Raw genomic sequence first — 18,950 nt, 5'->3', positions numbered from 1 at the left:
GCGGGCCGTCAACGCTCCTCCCCGTTCCAGCGGCCGACCTTGAGGAAGACCAGCACCATCAGCACCACCAGGGCGAAGTTGACCACCGACATGGCCGCGGACTCGCCGATGTCGGTGTTCTTCAGCTGGTACATGAACACCGTGCTGGTGGCCGTGGCGCTGCCCGGGCCGCCCTGGGTCATGCCCCAGATGACGGGGAAGGAGTTGAAGACGTTGATCAGGTTGATCACGAGGCCGACCAGGAAGGCCGGGCGCAGCAGCGGCAGGGTGATCCTCCGGTAGGCCTGCCAGGGGGAGGCGCCGTCCACCCGGGCCGCCTCGTACAGCTCGCCGGGGACGGTCTGCAGGCCGGCGAGCAGGGTGTAGGTGGTGAACGGCAGCGAGACGAAGACGGCGACGAGGACCATCCAGGGCCAGGCGGTCGACGGGTCGCCGAGCCAGTCCCGGGGGCCGTCGACCAGGCCGAGGTCGGTCAGCGCGGTGTTGAGCACGCCGGCCGTCCGGTCGAGCATCCACCGGAAGCCGATGGCGGTCATCAGGACGGACGCCGCCCAGGGGGCGATCAGGGCCCAGCGGGCGAACCGGCGCCCGGGGAAGCGCTGGTTGAACAGCTGGGCCAGGCCGAGCGAGAGCGCCATCGTCAGGCCGACGACGGCCACCGTCCAGACCACCGTCGAGAGCAGCACCCGGCCGAGGTCGGCCTCGCCGAAGAGCTTGCGGTACTTGTCCAGCCCGGCGGAGCCGCGGACGAACCCGCTGGTGCTGATGCGCAGGAACGAGGTGCGGACCATCTCGTAGACGGGCCACAGGACGACGGCCAGGATCAGCAGGACGGCCGGGGCGATCCACGGCAGCGGTCCGAGCCGACCGGGGCCGGAGCCCGTCCGGGCGGGCCGGCCGGGCCCGGGGGCTCGGGGGGTGGGGGAGTCGAGGGACACGGCGGTGCCTTTCGGACGGGGCGCGGGCCGGGGCGGGCGTGTCCTACTTGTTAGCGACGGCGTCCCGGGCCTTCTTCTGCAGGTCGCCGAGCACCTTGGCCGGGTCCCCGGCGACGGCGGTGCCGATGCTCTTCTTGAGCTCGGCCGAGACCGCGTCCCAGGTGGTGTTGCCGAGCGGGTAGAAGACGGCGTTCGGCAGGAGGGCGAAGAACGGTTCGAGGTCCTTGTGCTTGCCGCTGGCGGTCATCTCGCGCAGGGTGCTCTGGGTGACCGGCATCAGGTTGTAGGTCTCGTCGAAGGCGAGCGTGTTGTCCTTGGAGTACGCGAAGTCGAGGAACTTCCTGATCTGGTCGCGGTGGCCGTTCTTCTTGAAGGCCATCGTCCAGTCCGCGACGCCGAGGGTGGAGGCGAGCGGGCCGGTCCTGCCGGGGATGGGCGCGACGCCGTAGTCGACCTTGCCGTCCTTGGCCATCTGGATCAGCGAGGGGTGGCCGTTGGCCATGGCGGCCTTGCCCGCGGCGAAGTCGGCGAAGGCGGTCTTGCGGTCGGTGGTGGCCGGGTTGGCGTAGGTCAGGCCGGGGTCGACGAGGTTGGCCTTGAGCCAGCGGAAGGTGTCGACGTCGGCCTGGCTGTCGATGGCGTACGTGCCGTCCTTGGCGGTGGGGCCGCCGCCGTTGCCGAGCTCCCAGATCATGCTCTCGCCCTGGGCCTCCTCCGGGCCGAGCGGCAGCGCGTACGGGGTGACCCCGGGCGCCTTGGCCTTGATCAGTTCGGCGTCCTTGCGCACTTCGTCCCAGGTGGCGGGCGGCTGGGTGATGCCGGCCTGCTGGAAGACGGCCTTGTTGTAGAAGAGGGCGCGGGCGGAGGAGACGAACGGGATGCCGTACTGCACGCCGTCGACCCGGCCGGCCTCGGCGAAGCTCGGGATCAGGTCGGCCCGGGTGTCGGCGGACAGGACGTCCTCGGCCTTGTAGAGGAGGTCGTCGGCGACCTTGTCGGCGTAGCCCCCGGTCTGCAGGACGTCGGGGACGTTGCCGCTCTGGATCATCGTCTTGACCTGCTTGTCGATGTCGTTCCAGTTCATCACCTGGACGTCGACCTTGATGCCGGGGTTGGCCGCGGTGAACGCGGTGGCGACGCCGTTCCAGTAGGCCTTGGAGCTGTTGGACTCCTTCTCGCCGTAGTCGGCGGCGACGAGTTTGAGCGTCACGGCGCCGTTCGGGGAGGACCCGCCGCCACTGCTGCCGCCGCACGCCGTGAGGGCGAGCGCGCCGACGGCACAGACCGCCCAGAGGGTACGTACACGTGTGTTCACCGCAGTTACCGCCTTCGTACGCCGCTTGATCCTAGTTGCTTGAAGAGCGCTGGTTCTGAGCAGATTCGAAAGAGCGTGGCGTCGGGCAGTATTCACGAGGCGGACCGGCGGGGTCGAGGTGTCGCCCGGATGTCGTTATCGGACCGTTGCATGACAACTGGCGGTGCGACAGAGAGCCCGGCCGGTTCTCCCCGGCCGGGCACCCCGCGTGAACAGGTCAGACGCGCGCGACCCGCACCCCGCAGGCGGCGATCGCCTTCTCCTGCGCCGCGGTGGCCTCGTCGTCGGTGACGAGGTCGTGCACCTCGGCGAGCGGGCAGATCTTGGCGAAGGTCACCCGGCCGATCTTGGTGCTGTCCGCCAAAACCACCGACCGCGCGCTGGCGTGCAGGAACGCGCGGTCGGTCTGGGCCTCCATCTCGTCGTGCGTCGTGCAGCCGTCCTGCGCGGTCAGGCCGTCCACCCCGATGAACGCGAGGTCCAGGTGGTACTGGGCGAGCATCCGGTCGGCGGCCGGCCCCACCAGCTCGTAACTCGTGGTCCGGGCCAGGCCGCCGACCACCACCAGGCGGACCTCCGGCCGGACGATGAGGTCCGCCGCGATGTTGACCGCGTTGGTCACGATGGTGATCCCGCCGCGCTCGGCCAGCACCCGGGCCAGCTCGCTCGTCGTCGTGCCGCCCGTCAGGCCCACCACGGCGCCGTCCGGCACCAGCCGGTCGGCCGCCAGCGCGATCCGCCGCTTCTCCGCCTGCCGCGTCCCGTGCTTGTGGCGCAGCGGCAGTTCGAGGTTGACGGCACCGGTGACCGCCCCGCCACGGGTGCGGTGCAGCAGGCCCTGGTCGTGCAGTTCCTGGAGGTCCCGGCGGACGGTGGCCGGTGACACCTGGAGGAGGCCGGCCAGCTCGTGCACATCGGCGCTGCCCGCCTCGGTGATGTGGGTGAGGATCCGGGCGGTACGGTCGGCTTTGAGCATGGCCGAAGTCTAGGGCGTGTCCGTTGGATCACGCCGGGCCCGTACGGCGGCGGCCTGTGCGCAGAACCGAACACCGGGCGGGCCGGAGCCGGCCGGGGCAGCCCGGAGCGGGGGCGTCACCGGGTGGCGAAGACCCAGCGGTTGGCGGCGAAGGCGTCGTGGGGTTCGGGCCGGGGGCCGCGGCCGTAGTGGCGGGTGAAGTCGAACGGGCTGTGGACGGTGGTGGACCAGCCGCGCTCGGTGAGATCGGCGGTGGTGTCGGGGCGGGGCCCGGCGTCGAACAGGGCGAGCAGGTCGACGCCGAGTCGCTCGCGAGCGGTCGTGTAGACGGGGTTCTCTCGGACCGCCGCGGACTCCGGTCCGAGCTTGGCCTCGTACGCCAAGGTGCTTCCTGCGGCGCCGAGTCGGTCGACGGCAGCCGCGAGCCGCTGTTCGGCGGCGGCGGGCAGGTAGGGCAGCAGGCCCTCGGCGAGCCAGGCGGTCGGCTCGGCGGGCTGGAAGCCGGCCGCGGTGAGGGCGTCGGCCCAGTCGCCGCGCAGGTCGGCGGCCACCGGTACGCGGCGCGCCGCCGGCCGGGCGTCGACCCGGTCGAGGACGCGCTGCTTGAACGCGAGGACCCCGGGCCGGTCGACCTCGAAGACGGCGAGGTCGGCGGGCCAGTCGAGCCGGAAGGCCCGGGTGTCCAGGCCGGCGCCGAGCAGGACCACCTGGCGGACGCCCAGGTGGGCGGACCACAGCAGCTGGTCGTCCAACGCCCTCGTCCGCAGGGCGAGGTAGCGGCCGAGCCGCCCCCAGAGCGGATCGGCCTCGCCGTCCGGGACGTCCCGGGGGTGCACCGGCCAGTGCGCGGAAGACCGGGCGGCGCGCACGAAGTGCTCGGCGTGGGCGTCCCGGGCGAGGGCGTCGGGGCGGTGGGTCTCGATCGCGCGGGCGGCGGCGACCATCAGGGCGGTCGGTCCGACGCCCTCGTCGACGCCGGCACGGGGGCGGGCGGCGGTGGCCATGATCCCTCCTGGTGTTCGGACTTCGGGAAGCCGCGGTCAGGTCCTGTCCGGCAGGATCGGCCGGACAGGACCTGGCCGGCGGACCGGTCGTGGGTGGTGGCGCGGGCGGCCGTGGGCCCGGTGCGCGAAGCGCGGGACGGCGCCGCCGGGCAGGTGCGGGGCGGCGGCGCCGTCGCTCAGCCGATCCGGGGCGGGCGCGCCCCGGGGAGATCAGGCGGCCGGTTGGCCCACCAGCAGGTCGCCGGGGATGCCGGCCTTGTCCGGGGCGTAGTAGTCGCGGATCCCGGCGGCCCAGACGGCCACCGTGATGCGGTCCTCGGGGGTGGGGCCGAAGGCGTCGAAGAGGGCGTGGATGTTGGCGTGCTCGAAGCCGATCGCGGTCATCAGCGCCACGAACAGCGGGCGCTCGATCAGGCCGTCGCCGTCCGGGTCGCCGAGCGCGGCCAGGGCGTCGGCGAACTCGCCGGCGGCGGGGCCGAAGCGCTCGGGCGAGAGGACGAAGCCGCCGAACTCCTCGCGGCTGATCACGCCGTCGCCGTTGGTGTCCAACTCGCTGACCAGGGTGGTCCAGTAGCGCCGGAAGGCGGCGCGGATCGCGGCCTTCGCGGCCTCGTCCGAATCGGCGGCGGCCGCGACCACGCGGGCCGTCATCAGGTTGAAGTCGTCGACCTCGACGACGCCGTTGCGGTTGGCGTCGAACAGGGAGAAGACGAGGTCGATCCGCCGGGTGGCCTCGGTGGGCATGTGTCGCTACCTCTTTCCGTGGGTTCACGCGTGTCCGCGGGTCCACGCGTTCCGGTGGGACCGGATGGTGTGCGTCCGATCGGTCTCCCCACTATCGGCCACCCGGGTCGGGGCGGATGAGTCATGATCGAGTTCTTCACCTGATGGAGTGAACTATCAGCGTTCGAAAGCCAGTTGGCGCGCAAACGGCCCTGCTGGGGCCGCCGGGGCGGCCGGCCGCCAGTCGGCGGGGCCGGTGGGCGGGAGGTGCCGGGGCAGGCCGGGCGTCCAGCGCTTGGTCCCGTCGGGCAGGACGGCGAGGGCCTCGACGCCGGGCTGCCGGGCGGCCCAGACGAGCGCGCGGTCGGGGCCCATCGCGAAGGCGGCGGTGGCCCAGGCGTCGGTGCGGGCGATCCCGGTGCCGGGGGCGCCGACCAGGGTCAGCGAGGCCAGGCCGAGCGCCGGCCGGCCGGTGTGCGGATCGAGGATGTGCGCGCCGCGCTCGGCGGTGCCGGAGGTGGCCACCGCGAGGCCGTCGCCGCCCAGGACGGCGGCCAGCGCGCCCGGCCTCAGCGGGTGGGCGACCCCGATCCGCCACGGCCCGCCGGCGGTCTGCACGTCCCCGCCGCCGCTGACGCAGTACTGCCGGGCCCCGGCGGCGCGCAGCAGCCCGGCCGCCTCCTCGACCGCCCACCCCTTGACCCAGCCGCTCGGGTCGAGCCGGCCGCCGGGCCGCTCGGTGAAGAAGCCGTCGGTCTGCGCGGCGACCTCGCGGCAGGTGGCCAGGACGGCGCGGACCTGCGGATCGCAGTCGGCGAGGGCGAGTTCGCCCCGGTCGAGGCGGCTGATGTCGCTGTCCGGCCGGTAGGGCGAGAACACCGCGTCGATCCGGTGCAGCCGGTCGGCGATCCGGCGGAGCGCGGAGGGCGTGGCCGGGCCGGGATCGCGGACGGCGATCGAGAAGACGGTGCCCATGACGGGTTCGGCGTGGCGGAGCACCGTGCCTCATCGCCCGGCGCGGTCGAGCGCGCTCTGCAGGGAGCGGACGTAGCCGTCGCTGGTGAAGGTCGCGCCGCTGACCACGTCGATCCCGGCGCTCTGCGCGGCGATCGCCTCCTGGTTGAGCAGGGGCAGCGCGGAACTGTTGATCTCGCGGTCCCGGCGGTCCTCGGTGGGGTACTTGACGACGTCGACGGCGGTGATCCGGCTGCCGGCGAGGGTGACCTCGACCTGGACGGGGCCGTAGCGGGTGTTCACGGCGTCGCCGGCGACCTTCCGGGTGCCGCCGGTGCCGCCAGTGCCACCGGTGCCGCCAGTGCCACCGGCGGCCGGCGCGGTGGGGGAGCCCGACGGCCCGGCGGTGGCGTCGGAGGCCCCGGCGGCGGTACCGGACGAACCGGTGCCGGACGAGCCCGCGGCACCGGACGAGCCCGTGCCGCCGGAGCTGATCACCGGCGCGGGCCCGGTGGCCCCGTGCGGTTTGAGGGAGAGCAGCAGGACGACTCCGGCCGCGGTGGCGGCACTGGTGACGACGGCTCGGCGCATGGGCGGGGCTCCTCGGGGTGTGGCGGAGGTGGCGTGGTGAGACGGGCTCGGCAGGTCCGGCGGGCTCGGCGATCGGGCTCAGAAGTCGAAGGACTCCCGGTGGATGCGCCCCGCCCGCACCCCGGCGGCCCGCAGCGAACGGACGGCCTCCTCGGCCAGCGCGTCCGGCCCGCACAGGTAGACCTCGTGCTCGGCGAGGTCGGGGACGAGCCGGGCGAGCGCGCGGCCGAGGTCGCCGATCCGCGCCCGCGGGCCGACCAGTTCGTGCACCGCGGCGCCCCGCCGCCGGGCCACCTCCGCCAGCTCCGCCCGGAACAGCACGTCCTCCGGGCGTCCGGCCCGCTGGACCAGGGTCAGTTCGCCCGGCAGCGTCTCGAACAGCGCCCGCAGCGGGGTGATCCCCACCCCAGCCCCGAGCAGCAGCACCCGGCGCCGCCGTTGCAGCCGCCCCGTGAACGCCCCGTACGGGCCCTCGGCGCGCACCGGGGTGCCCGGGCGCAGCGCGGCCACCGCGGCGCTGTGCCCGCCGAGGTCCTTGACGGTGAAGCGCAGGAAGTCCGGGCGCGGCGGCGCGGACAGCGAGTACGGGTTGGCGGCCCACCGCAGGCCGGGCGTCTGAAACTGGAGGCGGAAGAACTGGCCCGGCTCGGCCCGGAGTTCGTCCAGCCGCCGACCGGTCAGGAACAGCGACACCACGCCCGGCCCCTCCCGGCGGACCTCCGCCACCCGCAGCCGGTGCCGGCGGTCGAGCAGCCAGGGCCGGGCCAGCCGGTACCAGCCCAGCAGGGCGGCGGTGCCGAGGTAGAGCGCGTACCAGGCGGCGCGGGCCGGGCCGTCGCCGAGGTCGGCGCCGGTGGCCAGCTGGTGGCCGAAGGCGAGCGCCACCGCGAGGTAGGTGGCCAGGTGCAGGTAGTACCAGGCCTCGTACGGGAGGCGGCGCCGGGCGGCCCGGGCGGAGACGGCGCCGGTGCCCAGCATCAGCAGGGTGCCCAGCGCGGCCTTGAGCATCTCGGAGTAGTGGAGGACGATCTCCACACCCTCGCCGAACGGGCCGCGCCCGTCCGTCAGCGCGTACCCCCAGACGACCGACAGCACGTGCACCGTCACCACGGCGACCAGCCAGCGCCCGCCGAACGCGTGCCAGCGGGCCAGCCGGTCGGCGCCGACCCCGCGCTCCACCGGCGGCAGCCGGGCCATCAGCAGGAGCAGCACCGGCGCCGCGTACCCGGCGAGCAGGCCGGTGATCCGGCCCGCCCCGGTCAGCCAGCCGGCCGCGCCGGCGACCGCCGGGGTGTCGGACCACCACAGCGCGAGGACGCCGAGCGCCCCGGCGGCGATCAGGCCCAGCACCGCGTCCGGCCGGGCGGCGGCCGGGCGGCGCGGGGCCGCCCGGCGGGTGCGGGCGGCGGGTCTCGGCGGGGCGGCGGTGGCCATCGGGGATCCTCCTTCGGGCCCGGCGGGCGAGCACCGCCGGGGCGCACCACGATCGCACCGCAACCTCTGAGCCGGCTCTGAACCGGGGCCGTCGCCCCCGTCGCCTCCGGCGATGTCGCCGCAGGTCAGGGTGGGTGGATCGGGTTTCCCGGGCGACTGCCGGTCTCACGGCTTTCTCATCGCGGTGGGCCAGGATGGAGGCGGCCGACCGCCTGCACCCAGGGAGCACCATGGACGACACCGCCGAGCGGGGCGCCGACCGGCAGGACTGGCGGGTCCTCGTCGTCGACGACGAACCGGACCTGGTGGAGGTGGTCTGCGGCGCGGTCCGCTACGAGGGCTGGCAGGCACGGGGCGAGACCACCGGTCTGGCCGCCGTCCGGGCGGCGGCGCACTGGCGCCCGGACGCCGTGGTGCTCGACATGATGCTCCCCGACCTCGACGGCATGGAGGTGCTGCGCCGCATCCACGCCGAGCGGCCCGAGGTGCGGGTGCTCTTCCTCACCGCCCGGGACGCCGTCGAGGACCGGATCGCGGGCATCGCGGCGGGTGGCGACGACTACGTGACCAAGCCGTTCAGCCTGGCCGAGGTGGTGGTCCGGCTGCGTGGGCTGCTGCGCCGCGCCACCCCGCCGGGGGCCGCGGGGCAACCGCCCGCGCACGCCCTGGTGCTCGGCGACCTCGTCCTCGACGAGCGGGCCCGCGAGGTCACCCGCGCCGGTGAGGTGGTCGACCTCAGCCCGACCGAGTACGCGCTGCTCGCCCACCTGATGCACCACCCGCGGCAGGTGCTCAGCAAGGCGCAGATCCTGGACGCCGTCTGGTCGTACGACTTCGGCGGGCAGGCGCACGTCGTCGAGCTGTACATCAGCTATCTGCGCAAGAAGCTGGACGCGGGCCGGACGCCGATGATCCACACGGTGCGCGGCGCCGGCTACCTGATCAAGGCGGCCCCGTGACCGGCCGGCCCACGACGGGCGGCCCCGTGACCGGCGGCCCCGTGACGGGCGCCGCCAGGGCACGCCGCCGGGCCGCCCGGCTGGTGCCGCGGACGCTGCGGGCCCGGCTGATCGCCGGCCTGCTGGTGCTGCTGGTGGTGACCTGCGCCGCGGTCGGCCTCGCCACCACGGCGGCGCTGCGCCACTTCCTGGTGGACCGCCTGGACCAGCAGCTCGCCGACGCCGGCGGGCGCTACGCCGCCAGCCTGGAGCACGCCGGCCAGGGCGGCGGCACCGACACCCGGGCGCAGACCCCCGGCACCCTGGGCGCCCGGCTGCTGGACGGCCGGGTCACCGCGGCGGGCGTGGTCGACGGGGACGCCGACGACGCCAACGGCCCCAGCGCCGACGACCGGCTGGTGTTCTCGCCGGCCGAGCAGCGGGCCCTGGCCGCCCTGCCGGTCGGCGGGCCGGCCCGCACCGTCGACCTGGGCCGCGCGCAGGGCCACTACCGGGTGCGCGCGGTGGCCGGCCGGGACGGCGACGTGCTGGTCAGTGGACTGCCGCTGCGCCCGGCCGAGGACACCGTGGACCGGCTGGCGACCCTGGAGCTGACCGTCTTCGCGATCGCCGTCGCCGGGGCGGGCGCGGCCGGGGCGGTCTGGGTCGGCTGGTCGCTGCGTCCGCTGCGGCGGGTGGTGGGCACGGCCGAGCGGGTCGCCGCGCTGCCGCTCGCCAGCGGCGCCGTCACGCTGGCCGAACGCGTCCCGGACGACGATCCGCGGACGGAGGTCGGCCGGGTCGGCGCGGCGCTCAACCGGATGCTCGGGCACGTGGGCGACGCGCTGGCCCGCCGGCACGCGGTGGAGGAGCGGCTGCGGGCGTTCGCGGCCGACGCCAGCCACGAGCTGCGCACCCCCGTGGCGGCGGTTCGCGGCCACGCCGAACTCGCGCTGCGCCACCCGGGCGCGGTGCCCGGGCCGGTCCGGCACTCGCTGGAGCGGATCGACGCCGAAGCGGTGCGGATGGGCGCGATCGTCGAGGACCTGCTGCTGCTCGCCCGGCTGGACGCCGGCCGGCCGCTGGCCGACGCCGAGGTCGACCTGACCCGGATCGCGCTGAACGCGGTGGCCGACGCCCGGGCGGCCGGGCCCGGGCACCGCTGGCGCCTGGCGCTGCCCGAGGAACCGGTGCTGGTGCGCGGGGACGCGGACCGGCTCAGCCAGGTGGTGGTCAACCTGCTGGCGAACGCCCGGACCCACACCCCGCCCGGCACCGAGGTCGAGCTGAGCCTGGAGCCGGCCGGGGCGGGGGTGCGGCTGGCCGTCGCCGACGACGGCCCGGGGATCGCGCCGGAGCTGGCGGGCCGGATGTTCGAGCGGTTCGTCCGGGGGGACCGCGCCCGCTCGCGCTCGACCGGGTCGACGGGGCTCGGCCTGTCGATCGTGCGGGCGGTGGTCCGGGCGCACGGCGGCACGGTGGACGCGGCGAGCCGGCCGGGGCGCACCGTGTTCACGGTCCGGCTGCCGCCCTGACCGGAGGCGGACCCCAGGGCGTGGGCGTGGTGGTGCGGAAGCGGTGGCGGTACTCGGTCGGGGTGGTGTCGAGCCGGCGGCGGAAGGCCCGGACCAGGGTGTCGGTGGTGCCGAACCCGCAGTCGGCGGCGACGCGGTCGAGCGTGGCATCGGTGGATTCGAGCTGGTGGCGGGCGAGTTCGACCCGGGCCGACTCGATGTAGGCGCTGGGCGTGGTGCCCAGTTCGGTCTTGAAGATCCGGGTCAACTGCCTTTCGCTGACGTGGGCGTGGGCGGCGAGATCGGGGACGGTGAGTCGGCCGGTGAGGTTGCGCAGGACGTGGTGGCGCAGCTCCTCGACCCGCCGGGTGGTGGAGACGGGTTCCAGCGGGACACTGAACTGGCTCTGGCCGCCGGGGCGTTTGAGGTACATCACGAGCTGGCGGGCGACCCTCAGCGCGAGCTCCTCGCCGAAGTCCTCGGCGACCAGGGCGAGGGAGAGGTCGAGGCAGGCGCTGATGCCCGCGCCGGTCCAGACGTCGCCCGCGCGGATGAAGATCGGGTCGGCGTCCACCTCGATCTCCGGGTACTCGGCGGCCAGTTGCGCGGCGGTCGACCAGTGGGTGGTGGCGCGTTTGCCGTCGAGGAGCCCGGCGGCGGCGAGCAGGTGCGCGCCGACGCAGACCGAGGCGATGCGGCGTGAGCGCCCGGCGAGGGTGCGCACCCAGTCGACCACGGCCGGGTCGGTGCGCGGGCGGACCCGGCGCGGGCCGTCCACCTCGACGGCGCCGGGCACCAGCAGGGTGTCGATGGCGCTCGCGGCGGCCTCGTCGAAGGTGAGGTCGGGCAGGATCCGCACGCCGGCGGCGGTGGTGACCGGGTCCGTGGTCGCGGCGGCGAGGACGACGCGGTAGCCGGTCGCGTCGCCGGTCTCCCGCCGGACGAGGGAGAACACCTCGGGCGGTCCGGTGACGTCGAGCAGGTCGACGCCCTCGAACAGGACGATGACGATCAGTCGTTGTACGGCGCCCACGGCCCCCACCTTGCTCTCTCGATGCTCTCTCGATGTCGGAATCTGCAGGTTAGACGGCATTGCCGACATCCGGTGGCCGGTCGTAGCGTTCCGGAGGCGGGCCGCCGCGGCCGTCGCAGCCGCCGCCCGCCCTTGCCCGTGTACCGAACCGAAGGTGGTCCCCCCATGCCCACGACGACCCTGCGCGCCCTGAACGGCCTCGACGAGACGCCCGCCACGCTCGCCGCGTCCACGCTGATCCTGATCGACTACCAGAACACCTACGTGCGCGGCGTGATGGAGCTGGAGGGCTGGCGGGAGGCGCTCGACGCGGCCGCGGCCCTGCTCGCCCGGGCGCGCGCGGCGGGCGCCACGGTCATCCACGTGATCAACGACGGCGGCGCGGGCACCCCGTACGACGTCCGTGCCGAGATCGGGCAGATCCACCCCGCCGTGGCGCCGGCCGAGGGCGAGGCCGTGGTCGTCAAGCAGGCCCCGGACGCCTTCGTCGGCACCGGCCTGGGCGCCCTGCTCGACGAGGCCGGCCACCAGGACGTGGTGGTCGCCGGCTTCATGACCCACATGTGCGTGGCCTTCACCACCGCGGGCGCCTTCCTGCGCGGCAACCGGCCGACCGTCGTCGCCGACGCCTGCGCGACCCGCCCGCTCGCCTCGGCGGGTACCCGGGTGACCGCCGCCCAGCTGCACCGCAGCGCCCTGGCGACCATCGGCGACCTGTACGGCGTGGTCGTGGAGTCCCAGGCCGCGCTGAGCTGAACCGTTCCCGCCGGGGCCCGGCCCGCCGGCCGGGCCCCGGCAGCGGCGGTGTCAGGCCAGCGGACGGCAGAGCAGCGCGTCCGGGACGCCGGCGTGCAGCCAGCGCCAGGTGAAGGCGACTCCCGCGACGTACTCGTTCGAGGCGCACTGCCCCTTGTAGGCCCCGGGCGCCCAGTCGCTGGCCGCCGAGTCGGCGCCGGTGGTGACCGGGGGCCGGTTGTCGCCGTGGTCGAACCAGAGCACCCGGTCGGTCGCGGCGGGCGGCGCGGCCGCGGCCGGGGCGCAGAGCAGGGCGGCCATCGCATCGGCGCGGACGCTGTAGCCGACCGCGAACCGGCCGTCCGGGCACTGGAGTTTGTCGTAGCCGGGCGCCCAGTCGCCGCCGGTGACGTAGCGCTCGTCCGTGACGGTCGTCCAGGCGTCGGGCCCGGTGGCGGACTGCCCGGCGTCGGTGCACAGGCCGCGGCCGTCACCGCGGCCGAGGCCGATCAGGCGCTGGCCGTCCGGGCAGTTCCCCTTGCGGTTGCCGCTGCTCCAGTCGGGCAGGGCCAGCATCCGCCGGGAGGCGTTCTGGTCGGCGTGGTCGAGGTCGAGCAGGTTCCAGCGGGCGGGGACCGGGACCGGGCCGGTGTACCCGGGGGCGGCGACCAGTCGGTTCCAGTACGCGGTGCGCCAGTCGCCCGGGTCCTCGACGCTCAGCCGCCGGCCCGCCCGGTCGTAGTGGAGCAGTGCCCAGCTGTCCTGTGGTACACCGCCGTTGTGCCACCCGACCAGCGGCCAGACGGCGAAGTCGGTGTCGTGCTCGGCCAGGATCGCAGTGAAGCGGTCGAACCAGGCCTGCTCCTTGGCGTCGGTCGAGCCCCGCCCGCCCGCACCGAACTCGCTGATCCAGACCGGGGCGGTGAAGTGCTGCCCGGCGCGGGTGACGAAGAGCGCCTCCTCGTCTACCACCGCAGCGAGTTGACCGGGCGTCAGGTCCTGGTAGCGCGGATCGCCGGTGGCGCCCGGCCCGCTGCCCGCGCCGGTGTTGGCCGAGCCGGTGTACCCGTAGAAGTGCGCCGAGTAGACCAGCTTGCCCGAGTCGATCAGGGTGTGGGAGAGCGTGGCCACCGGCTTGAGCATCGGACGGCCGTGCGGCAGGCCCGCCAGCGGGACGCCCTGCCAGTTGATGCCCTCCATGATGATCAGCAGGTCGGGGGCGGCCCGGAGGATCCGGTTGCCCGCCTCCTCGAAGGCGGCGTACGCGTCGTGGCCGTCGCCCAGGCCCCAGTTGGGGTCGTCCCAGGTGTCGCGGCGGACCTCGTTGCGCAGGTCGGCGCCGACCACGCGCTTGTTGGCCCGGTACCGGTTCACCATGAACAGCCAGTCCTGCTCCCAGGTCTCGGTGGACTGGCCGCTGTTCCACCGCTCGTTGCCGTCCAGGCCGCAGCAGAACCGGTACCCGGTGGTGTGGTTGTTGAGGATCACCGCGAACCCGTCGGCGGTGAGCGCCGCCACCACCGCGTCGTACACCTGGAGCGGGGTGCTGCCGCGCAGCCCGGGGTTGGCGGCGACGGCGGCGTCCGGGACGGCGGCGGTGTCCCGGATCATCGCGTCCGCGAACGGCAGTCGGACGCTGTTCAGCCCGAGGCTGTGGAAGCCCGCCATGATCTCGGACAGCGGCGCCCGGTCGAGGCCGAGCGGCAGGTTGTACGAGACCTGGCCGGCCTGGTTGTTCGCCGGATCGGTGGTCGAGCCGCTGCCCTGCCACGTGCCCTGCGCGCCGGACCAGTTGCCGGACTTCAGCTTGAACCGGTCGCCCGACGCGTCGACGACGTACCGCCCCCGGGTGCTGAGCGGCCCCGCCCAGGAGGCCGCCAACTGCGCGCCGCTGAGCGGCACCGGGGCGGCGGCCCTCGCGGGGGTGGTCGCCGCAGTGCCGGGCGCCGCAGTGGCCACCGGCACAACGAGCAACGCGGACAGCGCCGTTGCCGCGGACAGCACACGGCGCGCGAGTCTTCTCATGATGGTCCCCAGCGGTGAGGGCGGGTAGGTGTCCGTACACGGTCACCCGGGATCCTGGCACAGCCGCGCCCCGCCCGGCAGTCCTCCGGTCCACCTCGTCCGCCCTCTGGACGAATACCTCTCACTGAGAGCTAAAATCGGAGGTATGAGTGCGACACCGGAAACGCTCGCCCCCGCACCGGCCGCCGACCTCCTGGCGACCCCCGATCCCGACGTGGCCGACGAACTCTCCGCCCTGCTGGTCGGCATCCAGCGCCTGGTCCGCCGCCGGCTGCGGCAGGGACTCACCGAGCCGAGGCTCCGCGGAGCGCAGATCGAACTGCTCCGCCTGGTGATGGACACCCCCGGGCTGCGGGTGTCCGACGCGGCCGAGGAGCTGTGCCTCGCCGGCAACTCGGTCTCCACCCTGGTCAACCAGCTGGTCGCGCTGCGGCTGCTGCGCCGGGAGGTGGACCCGGCCGACCGCCGGGCCGCCCTGCTGTACGCCACCGACGAGGCCGTCGAACGCCTCGCGGTCTGGCGGGCCCGGCGCACCGCGCTGGTGGGGGAGGTGGTGGCCGGGCTGCCCGCCGACTCCCGGGCGGCCCTGGCCGCCGCGGTGCCCGCGCTGCGCGAGGTGGCGACGGGCCTGCGCACCCGGCCCGGTGAGCCGGGGGAGGAGGAGCGATGACGTTCCCGGAGGACGGCGGTGACGCGGCGGTGGCCTGCCGCGGTCTGGAGTACACCTTCCACCACGGGCGCGGGAAGGGTGCCGGCACCAAGGCCGTCGACGGTGTCGACCTGACGGTGCGCACCGGCGAGGTGTTCGGCCTGCTCGGCCCCAACGGCGCGGGCAAGACCACCACGATCCGGGCGATCACCACCCTGCTGCCGGTCCGCGCCGGCATGGTGCGGGTCTTCGGCCACGACCCCGCCCGGCAGCGGATGGAGGTCCGCCGGCTGCTCGGCTACGTGCCGCAGCAGCTCTCCGCGGACGGCGGGCTGACCGGTCGGGAGAACGTCGCGCTGTTCGCCCGCGTCTTCGACGTGTCGCACGGCGAGCGCCGCGAGCGGGTCGCCCAGGCGCTGGCCGCCGTCGGCCTCGCCGAGGCGGCCGACCGGATGGCCGGCACCTACTCCGGCGGCATGGTCCGCCGGCTGGAGCTCGCCCAGGCCCTGGTCAGCGCCCCGCGCCTGCTGGTGATGGACGAGCCCACCATCGGCCTGGACCCGATCGCCCGCACCGGCGTCTGGGAGTGCGTCGAGGCGGTCCGGCAGGCCACCGGGATGACCGTGCTGGTCACCACCCACTACATGGACGAGGCCGACCGCTACTGCGACCGGATCGCCCTGATGGACCGTGGCCGGATCCGTGCGCTCGGCACCACCGAGGAACTGAAGACCGTGGTCCGCGCGCAGGATCCGCAGCTCGCCGACCCCAGTCTGGACGACGTGTTCCGCCACTTCGCGGGCCGCGAGCTGGCCCCCGGCGAGGCTCCGGAAGGAGAGTTCAGCGATGTCCGCCGTACCCGCCGCACCGCCTCCCGCGTCGGCTGAGCCCCCGGGCCCCGCCGCTGCCGCTGCCGCCGCGACCGCCGCCCGTCCCGACCTCGGCCTGCTGCTGGTCCCCCCGCGCGCCCGCACCGGCTGGCGGCTGGTGCCCGCCCGGACGCTGGCGATGTGCACCGTCGAACTGCAGAAGCTGCGCCACGACCGCACCGAGCTCTACACCCGGGCCGTGCAGCCCGCGCTGTGGCTGCTGATCTTCGGGGAGACCTTCACCCGGCTCAAGGCCATCCCCACCGGCGGCATCCCCTACCTGGACTTCCTGGCCCCCGGGATCATCGCCCAGTCCGCCATGTTCATCGCGATCTTCTACGGCATCATGATCATCTGGGAGCGGGACTCCGGGGTGCTCACCAAACTGCTGGTCACCCCCACCCCGCGCGCCGCGCTGGTGACCGGCAAGGCCTTCGCCGCCGGGGTGAAGGCGGTGATCCAGGCCGTCGTCGTGGTGGTGATCGCCGCTCTGCTCGGAGTCGCGATGACCTGGAACCCGCTGCGGCTGCTCGGGGTCGTGGTCGCCGTGCTGCTCGGCTCGGCGTTCTTCTCCTGCCTCTCGATGACCATCGCCGGCATCGTGCTCACCCGTGACCGCCTGATGGGCATCGGCCAGGCGATCACGATGCCGCTCTTCTTCGGCTCCAACGCCCTCTACCCGGTGGACCTGATGCCGGGCTGGCTCCAGGTGGTCAGCCGGGCCAACCCGCTCAGCTACCAGGTCGACGCCCTGCGCGGCCTGCTGATCGGCACCCGCGCCCACCTCCCGCTCGACTTCGCCGTCCTGACCCTGGCCACCGTGCTCGGCATCACCGCGGCCTCCGCGCTCCTCGGCCGCCTGGCCCGCTGACCCCGCGCCGCTGCGCGCCCGCCGGTCCGCGCCGGGTCAGTCGCGCGGCTGGCGCGGCAGGGCGAGGGTGAGGGCCTCGGGGGAGGCGGGCGGGAGGGCGAGGGCGGAGGCGGTCTCGGCGGGGAGCGGGCGCAGGCCGAGCAGGGCGGTGGCCAGGCGGGTGGTGGCCCGGTGCCAGTCGGGGATGCGCTGGAGCATGGCGTGGCCGCTGCCGGTGACGGTGTAGCCGCAGACGCGGGCGCCGGCGGCCCGGCTGCGGGCGGCGAAGGCCCGGGTCTCGGCGGGCGGGGTGACCTTGTCGCGGTCGCCGTGCAGCAGGAGCACGTCCCGTCCGGCCAGTTGCTCGCACGGGTCCTCGGCCGGGCACCAGGGGGCGAGGGCGACCAGGCCGGTGACGGCCGGGTGGCCGCCGGCCCGCAGGGCCGCGCGCCCGCCCATCGAGTGCCCGATCAGGACGGTCGGCACCTCGCCCAGCTCCCGGGCCAGCTCGTCGAGGGCGGCGAGGGCGTCCAGCGCGGCATCGGCGCGCTGCCCGTTCCAGCCCCGGTGGCGGTAGCGGACGGTGCCGACGGCCACGTCGGCGCCGGCGGTGTCCTTGGCGAGGGAGCGCAGGAAGCCGTGCATCCGCAGCAGCGGCAGGTTGACCGGACCGGGCCGGGAGAGGTTGTGCTCCTCGCCGCCGTGCAGCACCAGGACGGCGGCGCGCGCCGCCTCGGGCCGCACCCGCCAGCGCAGTGCCGGGTGCCCGGCCGTGCTGCCGGTCGTCGTGCCGCCGTCCACCGTGTCGCTGCTCACACCCGCACCGTCCCGTCCCGTCCCGCCCCCGTCCCGTGCCCTTGAACATCACTTTACGCGGGGCGTCTACGGGCCCGTTTCACCCGGGGGGAGCAGCCCGGGGACCAGGCGCGCGCGGGCCGGGCGGGGTGCTGCTATCCACGAAGGGTGGGGGGTCGCACGCGCCGCTCGTGGCGCCGTGTCACCGAGTGGAGGACTCCGTGGCTCAGCAGCTCGCACTCTCCGTGGACTTCGGATCGGGTTTCACCGACGCCTGGTCCAAGATCGCGAAATTCATCCCGCAGTTCATCGCCTTCCTGGCGATCCTGGTCATCGGCTGGATCGTGGCGAAGGCGATCGCCAAGGTCCTGGACCGTGTGCTGCGCAAGGTCGGCTCGGAGCGGGTCGCCGAGCGGGCCGGGATGGCCCGCCACCTGAGCGGGTCGAACTACGACATGACCGGCATCATCTGCAAGATCGTCTACTACGCGATCCTGCTGATGGTGCTGCAACTGGCGTTCGGTGTCTTCGGCCCGAACCCGATCAGCGTGATGATCCACAGCATCGTCGCCTGGCTGCCCAGGGGCATCGTGGCGGTCGCGATTGTGGTGGTCGCGATGGCCATCGCCAACGGCGTCCGCGACATCGTGCGCAACGCGCTCGCCGGCGCCTCGTACGGCCGGACGGTCGCCACGATCGCCTGGGCATTCATCGTCGCGCTGGGCGTGATCGCGGCGCTCGGCCAGGCCGGGATCGCCACCGCGATCACCGGACCGGTGCTGATCGCGGCGCTCGCCACGATCGCCGGTGTGCTGGTGGTGGGTGTCGGCGGCGGCCTGATCCTGCCGATGCGCCAGCGCTGGGAGCGCTGGCTGGACCACGCCGAGCAGGAGAGCGCCAAACTGCGCGGCAGCGCCTACCAGGCGGGCCGGGCGGACGTGCTGGCCAACCAGCCGGCCCGGCCGACCACCCAGGCCGCTCCGGGCACCACCCCGCCGCCGCCCGGCATCGACCCGGGCCGCCCGGGCGACCGGCCGAGCTAGGGCGTGTTTCATAATTCCCGCCGGGCGCGCGACGCCGGGCATCCCGCCTGGACGCACCGGCGAAACGTCCAAGTACGGCCCAGTACGAGGACGCTTCGCCGGCACGCCCAGCCGGGCGCCCAACGCCGCGCGCTGATCCGACGCGAATTATGAAACACGCCCTAGGCAGCGACCCGCGGCGGGTTCAGGCCCGCAGCAGGCCCTGCTCGCGCACCAGCCAGCAGATCGCGGTCAGCCGGTGCACCGCGTAGTCGTACCCCACCGGCTCCCGCCAGCCGATCTCGGTGAGCGCGTCCAGGAAGCCGAGCGCGTAGTCCGACAGTTCCTCACGGTCCAGGGGCCGGGGCGCCAGCTCCGGCCCCTGTGCGTACAGCAGTTCGCGCAGCATCGCGACGTGCTGGTCGACCATCGCGACGAAGCCGGGCTCGAAGGCGAACTCGGCCAGCCGAGGCGTGAACGCGGCGACGATGCCGGGCAGCGGGCAGCCGGCCGGTTCGTCGGGGGAGCGCCGGAAGGACTCGTCGGGGGTGGCGAACATCCGTCCACGGTAGGCGAGCGGGTCGG

General features: G+C 74.6%; 19 protein-coding genes. 7 read left to right on the top strand and 12 right to left on the bottom strand.

What is annotated here, in order from left to right; all coding sequences use genetic code 11:
- Window positions 1–8: 8 nt before the first annotated feature.
- From AB0P03_RS23540 to AB0P03_RS23505, 8 genes are all read right to left on the bottom strand, one after another.
- A complete protein-coding gene (locus AB0P03_RS23540; RefSeq protein ID WP_350883856.1) occupies window positions 9–938 on the bottom strand; it encodes a sugar ABC transporter permease in 930 nt (309 codons plus the stop codon).
- A gap of 43 nt (window positions 939–981) precedes the next feature.
- Complete coding sequence (locus tag AB0P03_RS23535; RefSeq protein WP_363630597.1) at window positions 982–2,253, bottom strand: extracellular solute-binding protein; 1,272 nt, start codon at window positions 2,251–2,253, stop codon at window positions 982–984.
- 217 nt (window positions 2,254–2,470) lie between these two features.
- Window positions 2,471–3,229 carry a DeoR/GlpR family DNA-binding transcription regulator gene (locus tag AB0P03_RS23530; RefSeq protein WP_363586604.1) on the bottom strand — a complete coding sequence of 253 codons (759 nt, stop codon included), beginning with the start codon at window positions 3,227–3,229 and terminating at the stop codon, window positions 2,471–2,473.
- Between the two features lie 116 nt (window positions 3,230–3,345).
- Window positions 3,346–4,233: an SAM-dependent methyltransferase gene (locus tag AB0P03_RS23525; protein WP_363586603.1), complete on the bottom strand. Its 888-nt coding sequence runs from the start codon at window positions 4,231–4,233 to the stop codon at window positions 3,346–3,348.
- A 210-nt stretch (window positions 4,234–4,443) separates the two neighbouring features.
- Entirely contained in the window at window positions 4,444–4,977 is a 534-nt protein-coding gene (locus AB0P03_RS23520) for an EF-hand domain-containing protein (protein ID WP_363586602.1), read from the bottom strand.
- Window positions 4,978–5,133: 156 nt separating this feature from the next.
- Window positions 5,134–5,931, bottom strand: coding sequence for an FAD:protein FMN transferase (locus AB0P03_RS23515; protein ID WP_363630613.1), 798 nt, complete (start codon window positions 5,929–5,931; stop codon window positions 5,134–5,136).
- Between the two features lie 30 nt (window positions 5,932–5,961).
- Window positions 5,962–6,501, bottom strand: coding sequence for an FMN-binding protein (locus AB0P03_RS23510; protein WP_363630596.1), 540 nt, complete (start codon window positions 6,499–6,501; stop codon window positions 5,962–5,964).
- 78 nt (window positions 6,502–6,579) lie between these two features.
- Complete coding sequence (locus AB0P03_RS23505) at window positions 6,580–7,935, bottom strand: ferredoxin reductase family protein (RefSeq protein WP_363630595.1); 1,356 nt, start codon at window positions 7,933–7,935, stop codon at window positions 6,580–6,582.
- Window positions 7,936–8,165: 230 nt separating this feature from the next.
- Here AB0P03_RS23505 and AB0P03_RS23500 point away from each other — a divergent pair, with 230 nt between their 5' ends.
- A complete protein-coding gene (locus AB0P03_RS23500) occupies window positions 8,166–8,894 on the top strand; it encodes a response regulator transcription factor (RefSeq protein WP_363586599.1) in 729 nt (242 codons plus the stop codon).
- A gap of 41 nt (window positions 8,895–8,935) precedes the next feature.
- A complete protein-coding gene (locus AB0P03_RS23495) occupies window positions 8,936–10,408 on the top strand; it encodes a HAMP domain-containing sensor histidine kinase (RefSeq protein WP_363630611.1) in 1,473 nt (490 codons plus the stop codon).
- Here the strand turns inward: AB0P03_RS23495 and AB0P03_RS23490 are convergent.
- Window positions 10,386–11,420 (bottom strand): DJ-1/PfpI family protein, encoded by a 1,035-nt coding sequence (locus AB0P03_RS23490; protein WP_363630594.1) that lies wholly within the window; start codon window positions 11,418–11,420, stop codon window positions 10,386–10,388. The genes AB0P03_RS23495 and AB0P03_RS23490 overlap by 23 nt on opposite strands.
- Window positions 11,421–11,585: 165 nt before the next feature.
- Here AB0P03_RS23490 and AB0P03_RS23485 point away from each other — a divergent pair, with 165 nt between their 5' ends.
- On the top strand, window positions 11,586–12,176 hold the full coding sequence (locus AB0P03_RS23485) for an isochorismatase family protein (RefSeq protein WP_063350466.1): 591 nt from the start codon (window positions 11,586–11,588) through the stop codon (window positions 12,174–12,176).
- Between the two features lie 51 nt (window positions 12,177–12,227).
- Here AB0P03_RS23485 and AB0P03_RS23480 read toward each other — a convergent pair whose 3' ends face one another.
- Window positions 12,228–14,180, bottom strand: coding sequence for a cellulase family glycosylhydrolase (locus AB0P03_RS23480; RefSeq protein ID WP_363630593.1), 1,953 nt, complete (start codon window positions 14,178–14,180; stop codon window positions 12,228–12,230).
- A 145-nt stretch (window positions 14,181–14,325) separates the two neighbouring features.
- On the opposite strand from AB0P03_RS23480, the gene AB0P03_RS23475 reads away from it, so the two are divergent.
- Genes AB0P03_RS23475 through AB0P03_RS23465 form a run of 3 tightly spaced genes read left to right on the top strand, consistent with a single transcriptional unit; the run spans window position 14,326 to window position 16,569 of the window.
- Window positions 14,326–14,850 carry a MarR family transcriptional regulator gene (locus AB0P03_RS23475; protein ID WP_363586595.1) on the top strand — a complete coding sequence of 175 codons (525 nt, stop codon included), beginning with the start codon at window positions 14,326–14,328 and terminating at the stop codon, window positions 14,848–14,850.
- The gene (locus AB0P03_RS23470; protein WP_363630592.1) at window positions 14,847–15,716 is read left to right on the top strand and encodes an ATP-binding cassette domain-containing protein; all 870 of its coding nucleotides are present in this window, start codon (window positions 14,847–14,849) and stop codon (window positions 15,714–15,716) included. The genes AB0P03_RS23475 and AB0P03_RS23470 overlap by 4 nt, the downstream gene beginning before the upstream one ends.
- Window positions 15,676–16,569 carry an ABC transporter permease gene (locus tag AB0P03_RS23465; RefSeq protein WP_363630590.1) on the top strand — a complete coding sequence of 298 codons (894 nt, stop codon included), beginning with the start codon at window positions 15,676–15,678 and terminating at the stop codon, window positions 16,567–16,569. The genes AB0P03_RS23470 and AB0P03_RS23465 overlap by 41 nt, the downstream gene beginning before the upstream one ends.
- Window positions 16,570–16,605: 36 nt before the next feature.
- On the opposite strand, the gene AB0P03_RS23460 is transcribed toward AB0P03_RS23465, so the two are convergent.
- A complete protein-coding gene (locus AB0P03_RS23460) occupies window positions 16,606–17,364 on the bottom strand; it encodes an alpha/beta fold hydrolase (RefSeq protein WP_363617573.1) in 759 nt (252 codons plus the stop codon).
- 200 nt (window positions 17,365–17,564) lie between these two features.
- Here AB0P03_RS23460 and AB0P03_RS23455 point away from each other — a divergent pair, with 200 nt between their 5' ends.
- Complete coding sequence (locus AB0P03_RS23455; RefSeq protein WP_363586591.1) at window positions 17,565–18,386, top strand: hypothetical protein; 822 nt, start codon at window positions 17,565–17,567, stop codon at window positions 18,384–18,386.
- A gap of 184 nt (window positions 18,387–18,570) precedes the next feature.
- On the opposite strand, the gene AB0P03_RS23450 is transcribed toward AB0P03_RS23455, so the two are convergent.
- The gene (locus tag AB0P03_RS23450; RefSeq protein WP_363588504.1) at window positions 18,571–18,924 is read right to left on the bottom strand and encodes a DUF6401 family natural product biosynthesis protein; all 354 of its coding nucleotides are present in this window, start codon (window positions 18,922–18,924) and stop codon (window positions 18,571–18,573) included.
- Window positions 18,925–18,950: the final 26 nt, after the last annotated feature.

It is taken from the genome of Kitasatospora sp. NPDC088779, from assembly GCF_040685395.1.
Classification (GTDB): domain Bacteria; phylum Actinomycetota; class Actinomycetes; order Streptomycetales; family Streptomycetaceae; genus Kitasatospora.
The sequence above is the reverse complement of the archived record's forward strand: the minus strand, read 5'-3'. Positions and strand labels throughout refer to the sequence as shown.

Bases quoted from the DNA above. Each gene is read 5' to 3' on its own strand.
- AB0P03_RS23530 (WP_363586604.1), bottom strand. From the start codon at position 3,229: ATGCTCAAAGCCGACCGTACCGCCCGGATCCTCACCCACATCACCGAG.
- AB0P03_RS23525 (WP_363586603.1), bottom strand. From the start codon at position 4,233: ATGGCCACCGCCGCCCGCCCCCGTGCCGGCGTCGACGAGGGCGTCGGA.
- AB0P03_RS23520 (WP_363586602.1), bottom strand. From the start codon at position 4,977: ATGCCCACCGAGGCCACCCGGCGGATCGACCTCGTCTTCTCCCTGTTC.
- AB0P03_RS23515 (WP_363630613.1), bottom strand. From the start codon at position 5,931: ATGGGCACCGTCTTCTCGATCGCCGTCCGCGATCCCGGCCCGGCCACG.
- AB0P03_RS23510 (WP_363630596.1), bottom strand. From the start codon at position 6,501: ATGCGCCGAGCCGTCGTCACCAGTGCCGCCACCGCGGCCGGAGTCGTC.
- AB0P03_RS23505 (WP_363630595.1), bottom strand. From the start codon at position 7,935: ATGGCCACCGCCGCCCCGCCGAGACCCGCCGCCCGCACCCGCCGGGCG.
- AB0P03_RS23500 (WP_363586599.1), top strand. From the start codon at position 8,166: ATGGACGACACCGCCGAGCGGGGCGCCGACCGGCAGGACTGGCGGGTC.
- AB0P03_RS23485 (WP_063350466.1), top strand. From the start codon at position 11,586: ATGCCCACGACGACCCTGCGCGCCCTGAACGGCCTCGACGAGACGCCC.
- AB0P03_RS23480 (WP_363630593.1), bottom strand. From the start codon at position 14,180: ATGAGAAGACTCGCGCGCCGTGTGCTGTCCGCGGCAACGGCGCTGTCC.
- AB0P03_RS23475 (WP_363586595.1), top strand. From the start codon at position 14,326: ATGAGTGCGACACCGGAAACGCTCGCCCCCGCACCGGCCGCCGACCTC.
- AB0P03_RS23470 (WP_363630592.1), top strand. From the start codon at position 14,847: ATGACGTTCCCGGAGGACGGCGGTGACGCGGCGGTGGCCTGCCGCGGT.
- AB0P03_RS23465 (WP_363630590.1), top strand. From the start codon at position 15,676: ATGTCCGCCGTACCCGCCGCACCGCCTCCCGCGTCGGCTGAGCCCCCG.
- AB0P03_RS23450 (WP_363588504.1), bottom strand. From the start codon at position 18,924: ATGTTCGCCACCCCCGACGAGTCCTTCCGGCGCTCCCCCGACGAACCG.